Source organism: Marinobacter sp. 1-4A, assembly GCF_016597725.1.
Lineage (GTDB): Bacteria > Pseudomonadota > Gammaproteobacteria > Pseudomonadales > Oleiphilaceae > Marinobacter.
Window position 1 is genome coordinate 141,081 of sequence record NZ_VCGY01000004.1, and the last position, 16,953, is coordinate 158,033.

The window sequence follows — 16,953 nt, forward strand, 5'->3', positions numbered from 1 at the left end:
ACAAACCCTAGAAAAACAAAAACTTAAAAAAAGGTATTGACGAAAGAGCCGTAATCCGTAGAATACGCATCCGTTGTCGGGGCATTGCTTCGGTAACTAAGAGCGGGAATAGCTCAGTTGGTAGAGCACAACCTTGCCAAGGTTGGGGTCGCGAGTTCGAATCTCGTTTCCCGCTCCAATTACTTACTTCAAGTCTCTCAACGCCAACCTGAGAGCACAAAGACTCGAATCCTTCGATCTTTTCTAGGCGCGGTGGCAGAGTGGTCATGCAGCGGACTGCAACTCCGCGTACGCCGGTTCGATTCCGACCCGCGCCTCCATTATTTCTTATTTTTTCAGTATTCCCTTCTGTAAGCGTGGCTGTGCACGATAATAATCCAGCTCGGTCTTACTGGAGTTTGCCGTGTGTGTTTATTCACCCGCTCAATAAAGTTACGCCCCAGATCACAAGTACCACTATTGTCACGACGATGGCTGCAGATACTTTGTGGCGTTCGAAAATAGCCTGGGCTTTGTTGCCCGCAATGAAAACCAGCAGCCCCAAACCATAGTATCTCAGTGCCCGTGACAAGGCAGACGCTGAAATAAACAAGAAGAAAGAGTAGCTCGTTGCGCCAGCGGCCAGCATGGCAATCTGAAACGGAATCGGAATAACGCCTACGCTCAGGATAAACCAGAACCCGTCCTCCTCCATTCTCATACGCACGTGCTCGAATTGCTCGGGTGTGGAGACCATCTCTACGAGTTGCTGTCCAACGGCATCAAACACGAAGTAACCAACGAAATAGCCTACCGTCGCGCCGGCCAGGCAGCCGAGCAGGGCAATCGTGCTGAGAATAAATATTTGGCTGCGGCGAGCCTGCATCAGGGGAATGAGGATGGCTTCCAGCGGGATGGGAATGATGATGGATTCGAGAAAGGACGCAATTCCTAGCCCCCAGAACGCGTGGCGTGAGTATACCAGGCGTTTAGTCAGACTTTTAAAGCGGTCCCGTCCCCGGTAAGTATCTGAGCTCGCGTCGTTCATTGCGTCGCCTTTCACTCTTTGTATGGCGTAGGCTTGTTATGTGCCAACGTTCTGTTGCGAGTTTGCTTTGGCTCGATACCAACGCTCAAACTCCTCGCCGGAAATGGGTTTGCAAAATAGGAAGCCTTGGGCCTGTGTACAACCTTGTGAGCGCACGTATTCAAGGGCATAGGTTGTTTCGATGCCTTCAGCTACCACTTGAAGATCCAATGCAAGTCCCAGTGCGAGCACCGCATCGGTCACAGCGCGGCTTCCGCTGTCATTTTCAAGTTGGTGAAGGAAAGATTTGTCGATTTTTACCTTGTCCAGAGGTAGACGGCTAAGGGACGTCAAACTGGAGCTCGAATGCCCGGCACCGAAATCATCCAGCAAGATGGCAACGCCCAAGTCTCTAAGCCGAGACAGTGAGGCGATTGTGTGGTCGAGGTCGTGCATCATTGCGGTTTCGGTAACTTCAAGCTGTAACAGTGTTGGCTCAACGGAATATTCATCGATGAGCTGTTCAAAGCGATCAACGAAGTTCAGATCACGGAACTCAACAGCTGACACATTGACCGCGATGGGAATAGCTGGAAGTCCTAGCGCACTCCAGGACGCAGACTGGCGCATTGCCTCCTCAATCACCCATCGGCCTATGGAGTTAATGATGCCTGTGGCTTCTGCAATAGGAACAAACTGCTCCGGGCCTATCTCACTGCCATTCTGGAGGCGGAGCAAGGCTTCGACACTAACCACTTCCAAAGTATTGATGTCGAGTACTGGCTGGTAAACCAACTGAAAGGAATTGGTTTGAGTTGCGAGCTTGAGCGCCTGTTCAATGTTGTCTTGTTGCTGGATGCCGTCAGTAAGTCCCGAAGAGTAAAACTGGAAATTGCCTCTGCCGTCCTGCTTGGCCTCATACATCGCAGCATCGGCATGGCTCACTAACGTATCGATGTCTTGACCGTCGCGCGGGAACATACTGATGCCAATAGATGTTGAAACAGATAGCGTCAACTCTCCAATCTGATAAGGTTCGCTGATCTTTTCGGTGATGGAGCGGGCAACATCTGCGGCATAGGCGGAGGCATCTATATCCTGTAGCAGAACTACGAATTCGTCGCCGCCCATTCTTATGACCAGATCTTCAGCGCGCAAACTTTGTGAAAGCCTGGCGGATATCTCCTGGAGCACCTTGTCACCAATTTCGTGGTCGTGTGTGTCATTTATCGGCTTGAAACGATCCAGGTCGAGAAACAATACTGCGGCACCACGGGCGGCTCGTCGGTTATGAGGCAGCAAGTGCGCAGCGTATTCGAACAGCATCGCGCGATTCGGCAAGCCCGTTAAGGGATCGTGCAATGATGCATGACGTATTTCCTCGTCGACCCGTTTACGCTCGGTGATGTCCCGGAAAAATACCGCAAGCCCGCCATCAATAGCAGGGTAGGCTCTTATTTCCAGCCAGACTTGAGTGCCATTAGGAGTCAAATGGGGCACCTCGGTTGTACTCGACTTTCGGGTTTGCATGACTCGAAGATACAATTCTTCCACTGCAGTGCCTTTGAGTTCTGGCCAGACCTCCCAATGGTTCCTTCCAACGACATCAAAACTACTGAGTTGAGAGATGCGCGACGCTTCTGCGTTAAAATGGGTCATGATCCAGTCGGCAGATATTGAAGCGAGACCTTCCGTCATGCTGTTCAGAATGTATTCGCTGTAATCGCGCTCGCGTCGAAGCTCCGCCTGGGCGCGAGCAGACTCGATAGCGGCCCAGGTACGGTCCACTACGTCTTCGGCCAACGCAATCTCTTGTGCTGACCAGTGATGGACTTTGGAGTCGTGGAGCCCCAGCAATACTTGCAACGAACCGGCTTTCAAGACCGGCACTGCGAGTACGGCCTTAATGCCCCTGTCCAGATATGCCTGGGCGTAGCCGGCAGATCGGTTGTCCGTGGTTGCGTCACCAAGAACAAAAGGGTTTCCACTCTTAACCTGAGACGCAACCTAGGGTCCAAAATCCTCCAGCCGGATTTCTGCACCAGCCATTGAATCTGCGCCTTCCGTTGTCCAGCCGGGCCGTATAATTACGGCGTCGCCCGCCTTTGTGAAATCGCCGTAAAACACGCGAGTAACTCCCAGAAACCGGCCAAGTAGTTCCGTTGCCGCAGCCGCAATCTCATTCGCATCCACGAGGGTGCGTAACCGGTCAGTCAGTTTCAACCGGAAACTTTTTCGTTGTTCGATCGCTTTGAGCCTACGCAAGGTGTCTGCTAGCTCGTTGTTGACTCGCTCGAGTTCCTCCTGAGTCTGCACCTGATCGGTTACATCGATACCTTCAGCAAAGATCGCGCTGACTTGGTCATCTGCACCAAATACCGGCCGATACACAAAGTTAAGAATGCGCTCTTTAGCTGGCCTATCCGGATCTGCTTGTATTCTGTACCTGGCTCGGTCTGCGGTGTAAGGCTCTCCTGTAGCAAAGACGCGATCCAGAATACGCACAAAGCCTTGCTCCTTCGCATCAGGCAGTGCTTCAGATACAAATCGGCCCAAAATTGGACGATGGCCCACTACCTGGTCGTGACTCGGGTTGGAAAGTTCAAACCGGTGATTTGGACCGCTCATTAACGCCATAAACGTGGAAGCTTTGTTGAACATCTGGGTCAATTGCTCACACTTTACACCGAGCATTTGATTGGCGTAGGCGAGGTCCGACACTTCATTGCAGATTACGAGTACCCCGCCCAAACCGTAGGGAGCGCTCAGGTCGTCTACCGGGGTGAAATCATAGATCCACTGGATATTCTCTTGCTGGCCATGGCGGGTAGTAGGAATCGTACGGTTGATTTGTCTGATTGAGCCTGTGCCGGTGAGGACTTGCTCAAAATCCGAGCCGATCATGTGCCAGATGTCCTTCCAGACTTCCCTGGCAGGTTGCGCCAGAGAGCCCGGGTGCTGGCGAGGGCCAAGAGACTGACTGAAAGCATCGTTGTAGATGCAGATGCCATGCTCACCCCACAACACCGCCATCGGCTGTGTTGAACTGAGCACCAGGCTCACAACAGTACGCAAGGGTTGTGACCACTCATGGGGCCAGCCGCACACGCTCTCCGTCCAATCATGATCGCGTATTAAACGACCCATCTCGCCCCCGCCTGCGAGAAAATCCCGTAATGGCGTTGCGGTTTTGCTGTCTTGGTCCGATCTCATCCCAATTGAGTCTCCCGAAAGAATCCAAAATCCATGTTATCGTTTTTGACAGGCCTATGTGTAGATACGAGCTACTGGTGTTACCGAAGAATAATCTGGTATTCATGAATTCATGGGCGCAAAGTCGAGCAGGCTTTATATCACTCTTTTTTGGAAAGTACTTCAAGGATGCGTGCGCAGAATGGGTCCAGATCCTGTGGGTTACGGCTGGTAATCAGCCCGTTATCATTGCACACTTTCTCATCTACCCATGCCGCGCCAGCATTTTGTATGTCGGTTTGTAAACTCGGGAATGAGGTTAGAGTCCTTCCTTTGATTACATCTGCTTCGATGAGTAGCCAAGGCGCATGGCAGATCGCGGCAACCGGTTTATGGCTGTTGAAAAAGTGCTTCACGAACGAAACAGCGTCTTTGTCCAGTCGCAGCGCATCTGGATTGGCAACACCACCAGGTAACACCAGTGCATCGTAGTCATTGGCGGTCACTTCACTTACTACTTTATCTACAGAAAAACTGTGCGCTCTGTCGAGATGGTGAAACGCATCGATCTCGCCCTGTTTTAAAGATACCAAGTGTAGAGTGGCTCCGGCACCTTGCAGGACTTTCCAGGGGCGGGTCAGTTCGATTTGCTCAACACCGTGAGTAGCGAGAAAGGCCACTGTCTTACCATTCAGTGGTGCGTCCATAGTCGGGTGCTCCCTTAATGGTGAATGGAATAGATTTTTATAACATCTTAGTATTCGCTGTTAAAAGCCGCCAATGCATAGTCAAATCAGAGTGGGGCGTTGCTTTACGCACTGATGAGAAATGAGGGCAACGTTGGCGGTCATGTTTTCAAATCTATAATGTCCCATCATTCTGACTGGTGACGTCAGTCAGAATGATGGCTGTGTTTGGAAAGCTACACCTTGTTGACGGCACCTTCCCGGGGCCAATAACGTAGGTTCCGACACTTCATGACAAACTGAGTTGTGGAATCGTCCAGATCACTGGCACTCAATAGTAGGAAACCTTCGTCAAGAGGCTGCTCGATGCCCGCAGAGTCCAGAAGCTCTTTGGCCGCTTCATTAAAGCCAATAAATTTACAGTGAGCGAAGGCGTCATTGATAAAGTCCCTTACCGGACTGTGTTTAGCTAACTTCTCCAGTTCCTGCGTTCCTGGCAGTAGTGCAACTGCATCGAATAGCACAGATGGACCGCCATCAATCTTTTCATTTGCCGGAATCTTGCGGCCACCGCTATCAACTACACCGCTAATGTGAGGCGCAATCACAGCGACAACAGCGCCTTCTCTCTCCGCTGCAGCTTTAAGGGCATCGAAGGTATTTGCGTCGGTGCCCTCGCTGACAAAAACGCCCAGCTTGCGACCGCAGAAGCTGTCCGGGCCGTTCTTTAAAATGCTCAGTGCGTCTGAAGGTGGTAAGTCTTTTCTGGGTTTTGAAGCCGGCGTTGGCGCTTCTGGCAACGGATCGATGCCAAGCCCATCCGCCACAGTTTTCGCCAGATTATCGTCGACATTCCTCAGGTGGGCGACCATGCGAAGTCGGATATCCTCGCGCTCGACCTTGCTAAGTTCAAACACGAAAGCATCGGCTATATGACCTTGCTCTGTTTCCGTCTGGCTGATGTAAAACTGCCAGGCTTGGCTGTAATGGTCTGCAAAGCTGGGTGAGCGTTCGCGAACTTTCGTGCCCTCTTCAGTTTCGGCATAGCTTTGGAATCCTTCGCTTGGGTTTTCCCGCGGCCCCGGGTTGTCTTCCCAGCTGTTGGGTTCGTAATTGGCACGCCCGCTGGGGTTGGTCATTGCCATGTGACCGTCTTGCTGGAAATGATGCATGGGACACTTTGGCGCGTTGATGGGTATGTGGGTGAAATTGGGCCCGCCCAGACGTTTGGTTTGAGTATCCAGATAAGAAAAGTTTCGGCCTTGGAGCAGCGGGTCGTTTGAATGATCGATACCGCGGACGATGTTTTGAGTGCAAAATGCGGCCTGTTCGGTCTCAGCAAAAAAGTTATCGACCACGCGGTTCAGCACCATTTTGCCCAACGGCGTTATAGGCACCTGCTCCTCGGGAATCAGTTTGGTGGCGTCCAGAATGTCGAATTCGAATTTTTCGGCAAAAGCCTCATCAAACACTTGCACGCCCAATTCCCATTCTGGGTAGTCGCCGCGCTGGATGGCGTCCCACATATCTCGACGGTGAAAGTCCGGGTCTGCACCGTTTATTTTCAAGGCTTCGTTCCACACAACCGATTGCATGCCGTGTTTGGGCTTCCAATGGAATTTCACAAATTGTGACTCGCCCTTAGCGTTCACAAAGCGGAAGCTGTGCACACCAAAACCTTCCATAAAACGGGGCGAGCGCGGGATAGCGCGGTCGGACATCGCCCACATCACCGTGTGGATACTTTCAGGCATTAGTCCGACAAAATCCCAAAAATTATCGTGTGCAGACTGTGCCTGAGGGAAGCCTCGATCCGGTGCTTCTTTTACCGCGTGCACCAAGTCAGGAAACTTTATGGCGTCCTGAATAAAGAACACCGGCATATTATTTCCCACCAAGTCCCAGTTGCCCTGCCGGGTGTAAAATTTAGTTGCGAACCCTCGCACATCGCGGGGCAGATCTGCGGACCCTTTGTTACCAGCGACCGTTGAGAAGCGTACAAAAACGGGTGTCTGTTCTCCGGGCCGCTGGAATAGATCGGCAGCAGTCAGTTCTGACTGATTGTTGTAGTTCTCGAAGTAGCCGTGGAAGCCCAGCCCCCGAGCATGGACAACGCGCTCCGGAATACGCTCGTGGTCGAAATGGAAGATCTTTTCGCGCATTACGTGATCTTCCAATAGTCCCGGCCCTCGCGCTCCTGCACGCAGTGAGTTTTGATCATCGGCGACGGGAGCGCCTTGCTGGGTGGTCATTGTGGGATGTGTGGTATCTGCGTGCTGATGTAGCTCGCCGCCTTTACCTTTGGCGTGTGGTGATGGTTTTTCAGGATCTGACATTTGCAGGCTCCTTTATATATTGTGTAGTGCTATCAATTTAAGACTTTATGTCAGCAATCAATTGCGGGTTACTCAGAGGAGTTTAGTTCTTAGTTGAAGGTTTGGTAGATCATGTGAATAATATTTAAGGCGGTGGACATGTTTCCCTTGGAGCTTGACTTACCCTGTGCGGATTACTAATAAACACTTATGGCCGCGATACTGTTTTGAATCAATGCCAAGGGGGGATGTTTTGCCTTATTCAAGAAGTTCAGAACTGCCGGAAAATGTTATAAACAGCTTGCCGGCTCATGCCCAAGAGATCTATCGAAGTGCTTTTAATTCAGCTTGGGAGGAGTATAAAGATCCTGGCGATAGACGCGGGAACGCAGGGCGCGAAGAAACAGCGCACAAGGTAGCGTGGGCTGCTGTTAAGCAGAGCTATCATAAAGAAGCCGATGAGTGGGTTAGAAATTAAATATTACCAATATGATTCGTGTCGATTAAGTTTCAGTTAATAAAAAGCGGGTTTGTTGAATGAGTTGAGCGGTGCAGGTACTACTGTTAAGTGAATGTGAAAACTAAACAGGAGGTATCAACATGGTGAAGAATGTAGATCCTTTCCCGTCCCGGTTAACACACGCAAAGAAACCTTTCTTACGATGTGATCCTGTCGTTCATTCGCGCAATCAACATCGCTGGGAAGGACCTCTCGATGAAGTATCGCTGTCCCGCTATGAGCGAGATGGGTATCTCTGGTTTGAAGGATTTTTCAACCAGGAGCGTATGATGCCCTTCTTCGATGAGCTCAAGGAGATGGCAAACGATAAAAAGCTCAAAAAATCGGATCAGATTATCCATGATCCAAACACGGACGATATTCGCTCCGTTTTTGCAATGCATGAACTGTCAGATCACTTTAGCCGCCTGACGCGCGACCCGCGGATATTAGGGATGGTGCGCCAGCTATTAGGAAGTGAGGTGTATATTCACCAGTCTCGAATCAATGACAAGTTTGGGTTCGAAGGTAGTGGATTTGACTGGCACTCCGATTTTGAAACCTGGCATGCGGAGGATGGTATGCCGTGCATGCGAGCGGTAAGCGCCTCCCTTATGCTCACCGATAATAATGAGTTCAACGGCCCGCTGATGCTGGTTCCCGGCTCGCATCATTATTTTGTACCCTGTGTTGGTGAAACGCCCGACCTTAATTGGAAGGACTCGCTAAAGTCACAACGGTTAGGCACCCCGGATCGCGATAGTCTGGCTTGGCTGGCGGAGCGGGGTGGGATTGAGGCACCGAAAGGGCCGGCCGGATCGCTACTTTTATTTGAGTGCAATACGTTGCACGCATCCAATAAAAATATGTCACCCTGGCCACGTTCGAATCTTTTTTTCGTTTACAACAGCGTTGAGAACACGCTCGGTGAGCCATATGCAGCAAAGCAACAACGACCGGAGTTTCTCGCTGCCAGAAAAAACTGCGCCCCTCTATCGATGCATGACGATTTTCCGGAACTCGCCCAACAAGGTGTGCCACCTTTAGCAGGCCGAAGAAACGGAAGATAGCTGACGCTGTTCAACGTGAGATAACAAATGGGACCTAAGGGGGCTATATGGGATGGATGTTATCCGGAGCGCTCGTTCTTAGTTTTGTGATGGTTGATGTGGTGTGGACGACATTGACGACACAGGGCAGTGGTCCGTTGACGACGTGTATCACCGATGCATCAAGAAGATTATCTAACGGATTGCATCGGCTCTCCGGCGGAAGGGCATTTATGCTGCCCACGGCCCCTCTAACAATTGTTACCCTTGGTGCGCTATGGCTCGCGGCCCTGTGGATTGGCTGGTTTCTTCTGTTCAGCGCGTTCCCGAGTGGATTGGTGTCGGGACAAACGGGGCGCGCCGCTGACACTGTCGAACGTATTTACTATGTAGGATTTACGCTGTCTACTCTTGGGGTTGGCGACTATAAACCCACGTCTGATATCACCCGTTTATTTACCGTATTCGCATCGTTTAATGGCCTTGTCATAGTGACCCTTGTCATAACTTATGCGCTCCCACTCGTCCAGGGCGCTGTGCATCGCCGCAAACTTGCTTTCACAATTTCGCTGTTGGGCAAAACCCCTTTGGATATTGTACGAAGAGCCGCCGATACAGAGAACACACAGGGCTTTGAAAGTATCCTCCAGACAGTGACAAATGACCTGATTCAATCATCGGAACAGCGGCTCGCCTATCCGGTTCTGAATCTGTTTTATTGCAGGCATCGTCGTTACTCACTGGGTCTCCAGGTAGCAAAGCTTGATGAGGCTTTGAGTCTCGTGGCATTCGGGTTTAAGCCAGGCGCGCGATTGCATTCCAACGCTATTTCCGACTTGCGAGAGGTGATCAAACAGTATCTCTACAGGGTGGAGAGTAGAGCATGCGAATTGGACTCGGAGGTGCCTCCTGTGGAGCCTTCTCCCAAATACTTTGATGGCTATCAGTTGCCTCTTTTGAGCGCCAAGGAATTGGAAGAGACTTTTAAGTGCTTGCGCAATCGGCGTATGCATTTGCTTCAATTAGTACGCAGTGAGGGGTGGAATTGGAATGATGTTGAAGGTAGGGCGCTAGACGATAAAATGCGCTGACTAACCTGTTGATGGGCCCCGCCGAGACTATGAAGACTTTGACTTCGACGTAGGTTTAACTATGTTTAACAAACTTGGGGCTCAATTTTAGTTTTCGCCCGAGGAAAAGAAAGGACGGTGTATTAAACAATGCGGTTATTGACGTTCCGAGAGGAGGTTAAGCCATGGGCCTTGAGAGCACCGATCATCACTTGCTTGCGAAAGATTTTTTACGACTTTCGCTGGACGAACTGAAAGCCAAATATCCGGAGGATGAGGAAGTTCAGGGTGCCCTTGCTCAAATCACACTGATTCGGAAGCGGTTTCACATTGGTGAGGGGCCTTCAATGGCTCACGACATGATTGAAGTTGCCATAAGGAAGCGGATTGCGTTGAACCTGGCGCAGGGGCTTCCCATCCTGGTGCCGAATATTGACGAATATTGCCGTGAACTCTCTGCACATAGGTAGACAAGTACTCTATTCGAAAAAATATGGAGATAAATTCCTGGCTGCCGAAACAGACGTTGAGTTAATCTCAGAGTTAGGCCACCACACGGCAGCCTGTCCCCATTCACTCATGGTCGAGGCTGGTTGTTATCAGCCTGCACAGCTCTTAAACGCTCCAGTACTTTCGCCCCATCGCTCGCGTCGTTGTCGATGCCGGCAGCCTTCAAACGAGCATCCAGATCACCGTTCTGTTGTTCCTCATCCAGCTCAGTCAAAGCAGCTTCGACGTCTTCGGCTTCGGTTTGCCGGGCACGAATCCGATCGGCTGATACGTTCAGGTCTTCCATGTAGCTGTGTAATCCCGTTGCGTGGCCCCGAAGCTGGCGGGTGACCTGTTCGGCGTGTCGGTTGGCTTTCGCCAGACGCATTTCACTGTAGAAGTGTTTCAGCGCACGGCCGGAATCCCTTAGTTGGCGGCGCAGCTCGCTTTCCTGTTGCTGCAGCTTTGCGTGCTGTTGCTGCTGGCGTTGCAGTACGGTTTCATCCTTTGCAATCAGGTTAGCCAGCTCCAGCGCCAAGGTTTCTTCGTTTTGCTCCAATGCTTGACTGGCTTGCAGTTCCCGTTTGCTAATAGCAGCTTGCAGGCCGGTGTTGTCGCGATCCAGCCGGGTTTTCTCAGCCATCAGGTGCGCCAGCTCTCGCTTTGATCGGGCAATGGCTGGCTCGGCGTCCCGCAGTTCCTGTTCAAAGATACGAATGTCGTTAGCGTCTACCAGCCTTGCGACCGGTTCCTGGGCGGATGCTCTGAATAGAGTGTTCAGTTTGCGCCAAATGCTCATGGTGTTACTCCCCGTATTCTTTCAGCAGCTGATGGGTACGAGCCTCGGAAATGCGGTTCGCAATGCGGTGTTGCTCGTGTTCATCACGCAGCGTTTTCGACAATGTGATGGTGGTGCTGACGAGAAACAGAGCGCTGATCGCCATGTAACCTTTTATCACGATATCGACGGGCGCAAGCACCACGCCCGCAGCGGCGGCAAACAGTGCAATCGCGAATGAAACCTTCACAAAAAATACCCAGGAGTTTGAGTTGCTCTTCAGTTCGCTATCCATGATGTTTTCCTCGTTGGCTTTGTTGTTGGGACAGCCGAACTTTGCGCTATCACTGGATACGTCGCGAGTGAATCCCCAAAGGTATTGCTAGCGTATCTATCAGGTATCGAATAGTGATACCTTTTCGAGTGGGAACCTAATGGGAGGTGAATCATGGCGCAAACCAGTGCCATTGTTGGTGAGCTTAAACGGCAGCTACGGTCTCATGGCCTGACCTATCAAGACGTTGCTGAGGCTCTGGATCTCTCGGAGGCGAGTGTTAAGCGTTTGTTTTCTGAGAAGCAGTTTTCGCTCAAGCGTCTTGATCAAATTTGCGCACTGATGGGGATGGAGATCAGTGATGTTGTTCGCAAGCTGTCGCCAGAGCTTGAAGTCGAGCAACTGAGCCTGGAACAAGAGCGGGAACTGGTGTCGGATGTACGACTGTTACTGGTGGCAGTCTGCGCCATGAACCGTTGTCAGTTTCAGGAGATCCATCAGGTTTACGATGTGCCTGAAACCGATTTGATTGGTTATTTCGCCAAGCTGGATCGTATGGGGGTACTGGAGTTGTTACCCGGTAACCGGTTCAAGTTGTTGGTCAGCCACGATTTCGCCTGGCAGCCAGGCGGGCCGATACAGCGCTTTTTCGAAGCGGAAGTGCAGCAGGATTTTCTGAGATGTCGGTTTAATCACCCCGGTGAACTGAGACTGTTTGTGAGTGGCATGCTGTCTGCTCAGTCCAACGAGGTGGTGCAGCAGAAGCTCAAACGGTTGGCTCTGGAGTTTCGACACTGCCATGAAGAAGATCTTGCATTGCCTCTAGAGCATCGGTTTGGAGTGAGCCTGTTGATGGCCATGCGCCCATGGGAGATTGAGGCTTTTGACAGTTTTCGGCGCCCAGAGACACGTAAGGACTACCCATCGGTTAGCCGGAGAGGCCAAAGTGGCTAAAAGCTGGTTCTGTGATGCCTGAAACCAACATTTTTATGCCTGAACCGAACTTTGAGGCAGTAACGGGCCAGTGGGCTGCAATTGTCGAGATGAATGCTAGGGCAGGGCTAAGAGCGAGTGCTTTGTTGATTCGGTCAAGTTGTTTGGTCAAAAGCGTTGGCTTGCAAGCTTCCGGGATTATCCAACATTCTTTTATGCCGGAGGAGGTCAAGTCAGCATATGAGGAGCTTGTTATTCAACGAATTAAAATCATGGCGGAACACCAGAGTCTATTCAAACCTTGGAGCAGGATCTAACGCCCACAACCTGCGCGCTGACATTGAGGCTGAGTGTTTTCCCATAGCGGCAGCCAGTGCCATCCAGTTTACAGATATCAAACAGATACTCGTTTTCTGTAAGCTCAATGTTCGGTATTAGGAATTTGGATTCTTGGCTTGCAGCTATAATTGTAGCTTCGCTTGCGGGCTGATTTTTCGGAAGAACAAAAACCGTATAGTGCTCATCGTTGGAAAGAGGCCCCAGATTGCTGCTGTCTATTTCATAGAGAGTCTCTAGCTGCGATGGGTCTACCGAAGTGTTCAGGTAAGCATTTCGGTGACACCTAGCTGCATCAGCCAGCGCAGGTTTGAAGCTTGGTTGTATATCAGACAAGTCCTCATCAAATTTTGTGATCATCTGGTTTGCATCTGCGATACCCCCTTTGAACACGTTTGTGTCGTAATCCTGCGGATAGCGACTGGCTTCCTTTACTCGAAGGGCTAACCGCTCAGGCGACAGGGTAGGTGCATATTGTTTCAGTAGCCCTGCAATGCCAGTAATGTTGGGTGTGGCAAACGAAGTTCCGAACCAGAGACTGGCCTCACCCTCACCATTTAAGGTGCGGACCAGTTCGCCCAATGCCGCAATGTCGATCCCGGAGCCGCGGTTTGAAAAGTCAGATGGTTGGCCTCTGCGATCTACAGAACCCACGGTGATAACGTTGTTGCAGTTCGCAGGCGAATAGCCGCTAACATCCGTTCCATCATTGCCAGCCGCAACAACCACGAGAACACCTTTTGATATAGCAAAATCGATAGCCTCTTGCATATAAGTCGGGCATTCAGATGCGGATGATCCTAGAGAAATATTTATAATATCTACCGATTTGGCAAGGGTAGGAGCTGCGCCAGTAGGCCGGCCTGCGAGCCAATATATCCCTGTGGCGACGTCGTTCAAGGCACCATACCCGCAGCTCATTACTCGGGCGGCATAAAGCTCTGTATCCAAAATTCCTGCAACGCCCTCAAAGTTGTTTGTGGTTGCCGCAATGATGCCCGCCACAGCCGTGCCGTGGCTATCTGTGCAGGATGGGTTAATTTGAGAGGCATAGAAATCGGCCCCGGGGCCATCGACGGTTGAGAAGTTATATCCTTCGGTATAGATCAGGTCACTAATTTGGTGGAATCCTGAATCAGCTACGCCTATGCGCAGCTTTCGCTTCTGAACAGATTTGCGGGCGGCAGCGAGAATGTCATGAACACCCGGATACTCCTGTGTGGGTGCCTGCCAGGCCCACTGATCTGAGAAAGCGGGATCATTTGGCGTGTTGCTTATCGACTGTGATCTTACAGAGCTAGGCGCTAGAACTATTGGAGCCTTGGGCATTCTGGGATTTGAAACCGGATAGTTCGGTTCTACGGCGAGTACCTCGGGTTTTTGTTTTAAGTAGGCCGCATATCCCTCCGCATCTTTTGTTTCTACATGTACGACCTCAGCCCGATTAACCGCCCCTGAGCTTTGTGTAGTTAGTTCACCTGTTCGGTAGCTAACAACAAACGACACCTTGCTTCTTTGTTCGGCCGGAGCGTGCGCAAGCTGACGAGGCATTTCGCCCGCTTCTACGCCTACGGAAAGCAAGATTGTGAGCACTAAGCCAAATGTTCTATTAGATCGCATCGCAAAGAACATCCTGAGACAAGCTGGTTCGAAGAAGGCTAGTGATCATGTTGTAGGGCGGCTTTAGCTGAAATGTCTGTCCGTGCCAGTCGCCGTAAACAGGATTGCCGACAAAACGGGAAAAAAATCCGGCTTGTTCGGAGAATGATAAGGTGCCAGCCGTCAGCGTGGGAGCGAAAATCTCACTAAAGTGAGAAATACTCATGAGTTTCTCAACCCCATAGGCTCCGTGATCTCTAGCAAGCACATCGATATGTTGTACTAGCTGGTTCAGCTCAACGTCTGTGGCGTGTCCCTGATGATAATCTGAATAGGTCGTTTCAAGTTCTGAGAGTTTAGAGTCAAGCAAGCTATAGGCAAGTGAATGCTCGGGAACGAAGTCTTCTATTAACCGGCTTTTCTCTGAATGTTTAATCACCCCGTTTAAATAGGCGGTATCGACTGCAAAATGGTACAGCGTCAAGTCCTGCTCAAGGCGGAGAAGGGAAGCGCTATCGTCGATAGTCTGTCGGGTACGTTTTTCCAGCGTTTCAGCTGAAGTGTTCCGTACGTGAACAGAAATAGGCTCCCTGAAAGTCGAGTTCTCATTAGTGAACGTCAGAAATAGTTCAACAGTTCTCGGGGCGTCAACGCTGGGAGTGTGGAGATAAACTCCCTCGTCGTCTGCTACGATGGTAATGTTTGAAGCTGTACCAGTTTCACTAGCGGAGCCTTGAAAAGACGATCCGTTGAAATCGACAGCAAGAAACACTTCCGACTCTTCGTCGATGGATAGATAGCTGCTTTCGAGTGCTGGGCGTTCGGGGAGTAGGGTATTTTCGGTTGCTCCGGGAGTATCAGTTGCATTACCTCCGGAGCTGCCACCTCCGCAACCGGCTATGGGTAGAGTTAGAATGCCGAGCAATAAAACTAACGCTGGGTTTCCCAAATTCATGTTTTGGCCTGACTGAATTCGTTAAGGCGCACAGCGTACCTGATTCCTACCCGCCGCCTTGGCCTCGTATAGGGCGCTGTCGGCCCGGTTGAGGGCTTTTTCTAAAGATTCCGACGCTGTTTTTATCTCGGCAATACCCGCACTGACCGTCACCAGAACAGAAACACCATTACCAGCCTCAGTAACATGTTGCTCAACGCTCCTACGAATACGCTCGGCGTAGTCTTGAGCCTCTGATGTGTCAGCCCCGGGTAAAAGAATCATAAATTCTTCACCGCCGAACCTTGAAATCAAATCCTGATCCCTACTGATCCTTCGGAAAATTTCTGCCACATTAATCAATACACGGTCGCCTGCTTGGTGGCCATAGGTGTCGTTGACTGTTTTGAAATGATCGATATCCACAGCGATGACAGAAGTCGGTTCGCCTTTAGAGGCTGCTTGTCTGACCATTTGCTCACCTTCAACCATAAAATAGCGTCGATTAAACACAGCGGTAAGCGGATCGGTGGCAGCTTGCCGTTTGAGTTCAGCCTGCTGGGAGCGGATTTTTTCCAGCACTCGGATTCGGTACGAGATAATAAACGCGAGCATGAGGGCTTCTAGTACTATACCGAGAACAACTCCATGGCTATTAAAATAATTGGGTTCAATGATTCCCTTGTAGTACATCATGGCAAGGCCATTGAATAGTACGAAGAATAAGTGACCGATAAGAAAGAATTTGATTAACGGGTTGCCTTTTAAAAGCAGTGAAACGCTGACTAAACTCGTCACTACCATCGTCAATGCCACGAGACTGCTAATGACCTCAAGCACCGCGATGATGTCGATCAGGCCATAACAGAAGCCCGCAACAATCACGGCCAGCATGCCCTGTAAAAACCGATGTTCCGTTGGGTAAAATCGTCGGGTTTCGAAAATGGCCATCATGAACAAAAGCAAAAAAATCAGTATGGTAAATCCCGACAGATTAAGTATGAAAACGGAATCTCCATAAGCGTTGAATACTCTGGCAATCAGCCCGTAAGAAAGGGAAATCCAGATGAGGCCTGAAACCAGATATAGGGAATAAAGAATATTTTCTTGCTTGCGAGAGGCAAGGAAAAGCAAGCAGTTATAGAACACCAGTGCCAAAAGCATTCCTGCCAGCACAGCGATGTCGAGCCCACCTCTGGTGACTGCCTCCCGGGAATGTTTGAGATCGAAAACTTCCGCTGCAAAGTAGTGATGGGAGTACAGTTGGCTGTACACGTAAAAAACGGTTGTTTCCCCGGCAGGCACCGAGAATGGATAGATGACCGTTCCCAAATGCATCAGTGGGTGGTTGCTGGCTTCGTTAAGATCAACGTATGTCTGGCCAATCAGCTTATCAGCACGCTCTTCAAAAACTTCAATTGAGCGAATTTGATACGCCTGAGGCAGGTGGAGGTAGAGGTGTTTATCGTCGGTATCGGAGTTATGCAGGGCGATTCGATACCAGGTTGCCTGAAGGCCAGTACCCACTGGGGCGATGTTTCCGGATGCTTCAAACGTTTGTTCACGAACCGCCTCGTAATCCAGCAGTCGCGCATCGCCGGCGAAATACCCAACCTGAAAGTCGGTTAACTCAACGTCGTCGCCAGCCACATCCACAACCGGCGCGGCCTGAGCGAGGTTGCAAGCCAACCAAATGGCTACCAAAACTAAATAGAGTGAGAGCTTGGGCATTAAGGCAATCCTTGGCACTCTTGGCGACCCCATGTTCTCAATCCATTAAAGTGTTTTGTAAT

15 protein-coding genes, 2 tRNA genes and 1 pseudogene are annotated in these 16,953 nt (G+C 50.7%); 7 read left to right on the forward strand and 11 right to left on the reverse strand.

Features of this window, described 5'->3' with window-relative positions:
• Positions 1 to 102 precede the first annotated feature (102 nt).
• Together FE845_RS10485 and FE845_RS10490 are read left to right on the forward strand one after the other, a co-directional pair.
• Positions 103 to 178 (forward strand) — tRNA-Gly (locus FE845_RS10485).
• A 68-nt stretch (positions 179 to 246) separates the two neighbouring features.
• Positions 247 to 320, forward strand: a tRNA-Cys gene (locus FE845_RS10490).
• Positions 321 to 415: 95 nt separating this feature from the next.
• Here the strand turns inward: FE845_RS10490 and FE845_RS10495 are convergent.
• The 6 genes and pseudogenes from FE845_RS10495 to FE845_RS10515 form a co-directional block, all read right to left on the reverse strand.
• Complete coding sequence (locus FE845_RS10495) at positions 416 to 1,027, reverse strand: YqaA family protein (RefSeq protein ID WP_200364282.1); 612 nt, start codon at positions 1,025 to 1,027, stop codon at positions 416 to 418.
• A 36-nt stretch (positions 1,028 to 1,063) separates the two neighbouring features.
• The gene (locus FE845_RS18825; RefSeq protein WP_265092027.1) at positions 1,064 to 1,930 is read right to left on the reverse strand and encodes a putative bifunctional diguanylate cyclase/phosphodiesterase; all 867 of its coding nucleotides are present in this window, start codon (positions 1,928 to 1,930) and stop codon (positions 1,064 to 1,066) included.
• Positions 1,907 to 2,989 (reverse strand): annotated as a pseudogene (locus FE845_RS18830) (diguanylate cyclase domain-containing protein); the annotation flags it as partial. The pseudogene FE845_RS18830 and the gene FE845_RS18825, both read right to left, overlap by 24 nt.
• 24 nt (positions 2,990 to 3,013) lie before the next feature.
• On the reverse strand, positions 3,014 to 4,219 hold the full coding sequence (locus tag FE845_RS10505; RefSeq protein ID WP_200364286.1) for a PAS domain-containing protein: 1,206 nt from the start codon (positions 4,217 to 4,219) through the stop codon (positions 3,014 to 3,016).
• A 140-nt stretch (positions 4,220 to 4,359) separates the two neighbouring features.
• Positions 4,360 to 4,905, reverse strand: coding sequence for a type 1 glutamine amidotransferase domain-containing protein (locus FE845_RS10510; RefSeq protein WP_200364288.1), 546 nt, complete (start codon positions 4,903 to 4,905; stop codon positions 4,360 to 4,362).
• A gap of 215 nt (positions 4,906 to 5,120) precedes the next feature.
• Positions 5,121 to 7,220, reverse strand: coding sequence for a catalase (locus tag FE845_RS10515; protein ID WP_200364291.1), 2,100 nt, complete (start codon positions 7,218 to 7,220; stop codon positions 5,121 to 5,123).
• A gap of 214 nt (positions 7,221 to 7,434) precedes the next feature.
• Between FE845_RS10515 and FE845_RS10520 the strand changes: the two genes are divergently transcribed.
• From FE845_RS10520 to FE845_RS10535, 4 genes are all read left to right on the forward strand, one after another.
• Positions 7,435 to 7,677, forward strand: a complete 243-nt coding sequence (locus tag FE845_RS10520) for a ChaB family protein (RefSeq protein ID WP_227714286.1) — start codon at positions 7,435 to 7,437, stop codon at positions 7,675 to 7,677.
• Between the two features lie 122 nt (positions 7,678 to 7,799).
• Positions 7,800 to 8,768, forward strand: a complete 969-nt coding sequence (gene thpD, locus FE845_RS10525; protein ID WP_200364295.1) for an ectoine hydroxylase — start codon at positions 7,800 to 7,802, stop codon at positions 8,766 to 8,768.
• A gap of 47 nt (positions 8,769 to 8,815) precedes the next feature.
• Positions 8,816 to 9,838, forward strand: a complete 1,023-nt coding sequence (locus FE845_RS10530; RefSeq protein ID WP_200364297.1) for a potassium channel family protein — start codon at positions 8,816 to 8,818, stop codon at positions 9,836 to 9,838.
• A gap of 164 nt (positions 9,839 to 10,002) precedes the next feature.
• On the forward strand, positions 10,003 to 10,287 hold the full coding sequence (locus tag FE845_RS10535; RefSeq protein ID WP_200364299.1) for a hypothetical protein: 285 nt from the start codon (positions 10,003 to 10,005) through the stop codon (positions 10,285 to 10,287).
• Between the two features lie 107 nt (positions 10,288 to 10,394).
• On the opposite strand, the gene FE845_RS10540 is transcribed toward FE845_RS10535, so the two are convergent.
• On the reverse strand, positions 10,395 to 11,105 hold the full coding sequence (locus FE845_RS10540; protein ID WP_200364301.1) for a PspA/IM30 family protein: 711 nt from the start codon (positions 11,103 to 11,105) through the stop codon (positions 10,395 to 10,397).
• 4 nt (positions 11,106 to 11,109) lie between these two features.
• Positions 11,110 to 11,379 carry a YiaA/YiaB family inner membrane protein gene (locus FE845_RS10545; RefSeq protein ID WP_200204705.1) on the reverse strand — a complete coding sequence of 90 codons (270 nt, stop codon included), beginning with the start codon at positions 11,377 to 11,379 and terminating at the stop codon, positions 11,110 to 11,112.
• Positions 11,380 to 11,532: 153 nt separating this feature from the next.
• Between FE845_RS10545 and FE845_RS10550 the strand changes: the two genes are divergently transcribed.
• Positions 11,533 to 12,312 (forward strand): helix-turn-helix domain-containing protein, encoded by a 780-nt coding sequence (locus FE845_RS10550; protein WP_200364304.1) that lies wholly within the window; start codon positions 11,533 to 11,535, stop codon positions 12,310 to 12,312.
• 273 nt (positions 12,313 to 12,585) lie between these two features.
• Here the strand turns inward: FE845_RS10550 and FE845_RS10555 are convergent, their stop codons facing one another.
• From FE845_RS10555 to FE845_RS10565, 3 genes are read right to left on the reverse strand one after another with little or no spacing between them, the layout of a single operon-like run.
• On the reverse strand, positions 12,586 to 14,247 hold the full coding sequence (locus FE845_RS10555; protein WP_200364306.1) for a S8 family peptidase: 1,662 nt from the start codon (positions 14,245 to 14,247) through the stop codon (positions 12,586 to 12,588).
• Positions 14,237 to 15,181, reverse strand: a complete 945-nt coding sequence (locus tag FE845_RS10560) for a hypothetical protein (protein WP_200364308.1) — start codon at positions 15,179 to 15,181, stop codon at positions 14,237 to 14,239. Before FE845_RS10560 ends, FE845_RS10555 begins: the two co-directional genes overlap by 11 nt.
• A 21-nt stretch (positions 15,182 to 15,202) precedes the next feature.
• Positions 15,203 to 16,891 carry a GGDEF domain-containing protein gene (locus tag FE845_RS10565; RefSeq protein WP_200364310.1) on the reverse strand — a complete coding sequence of 563 codons (1,689 nt, stop codon included), beginning with the start codon at positions 16,889 to 16,891 and terminating at the stop codon, positions 15,203 to 15,205.
• Positions 16,892 to 16,953 lie beyond the last annotated feature (62 nt).

Bases quoted from the DNA above. Each gene is read 5' to 3' on its own strand.
- FE845_RS10495 (WP_200364282.1), bottom strand. From the start codon at position 1,027: ATGAACGACGCGAGCTCAGATACTTACCGGGGACGGGACCGCTTTAAA.
- FE845_RS18825 (WP_265092027.1), bottom strand. From the start codon at position 1,930: ATGTATGAGGCCAAGCAGGACGGCAGAGGCAATTTCCAGTTTTACTCT.
- FE845_RS10505 (WP_200364286.1), bottom strand. From the start codon at position 4,219: ATGAGATCGGACCAAGACAGCAAAACCGCAACGCCATTACGGGATTTT.
- FE845_RS10510 (WP_200364288.1), bottom strand. From the start codon at position 4,905: ATGGACGCACCACTGAATGGTAAGACAGTGGCCTTTCTCGCTACTCAC.
- FE845_RS10515 (WP_200364291.1), bottom strand. From the start codon at position 7,220: ATGTCAGATCCTGAAAAACCATCACCACACGCCAAAGGTAAAGGCGGC.
- FE845_RS10520 (WP_227714286.1), top strand. From the start codon at position 7,435: ATGCCAAGGGGGGATGTTTTGCCTTATTCAAGAAGTTCAGAACTGCCG.
- thpD (WP_200364295.1), top strand. From the start codon at position 7,800: ATGGTGAAGAATGTAGATCCTTTCCCGTCCCGGTTAACACACGCAAAG.
- FE845_RS10530 (WP_200364297.1), top strand. From the start codon at position 8,816: ATGGGATGGATGTTATCCGGAGCGCTCGTTCTTAGTTTTGTGATGGTT.
- FE845_RS10535 (WP_200364299.1), top strand. From the start codon at position 10,003: ATGGGCCTTGAGAGCACCGATCATCACTTGCTTGCGAAAGATTTTTTA.
- FE845_RS10540 (WP_200364301.1), bottom strand. From the start codon at position 11,105: ATGAGCATTTGGCGCAAACTGAACACTCTATTCAGAGCATCCGCCCAG.
- FE845_RS10545 (WP_200204705.1), bottom strand. From the start codon at position 11,379: ATGGATAGCGAACTGAAGAGCAACTCAAACTCCTGGGTATTTTTTGTG.
- FE845_RS10550 (WP_200364304.1), top strand. From the start codon at position 11,533: ATGGCGCAAACCAGTGCCATTGTTGGTGAGCTTAAACGGCAGCTACGG.
- FE845_RS10555 (WP_200364306.1), bottom strand. From the start codon at position 14,247: ATGCGATCTAATAGAACATTTGGCTTAGTGCTCACAATCTTGCTTTCC.
- FE845_RS10560 (WP_200364308.1), bottom strand. From the start codon at position 15,181: ATGAATTTGGGAAACCCAGCGTTAGTTTTATTGCTCGGCATTCTAACT.
- FE845_RS10565 (WP_200364310.1), bottom strand. From the start codon at position 16,891: ATGCCCAAGCTCTCACTCTATTTAGTTTTGGTAGCCATTTGGTTGGCT.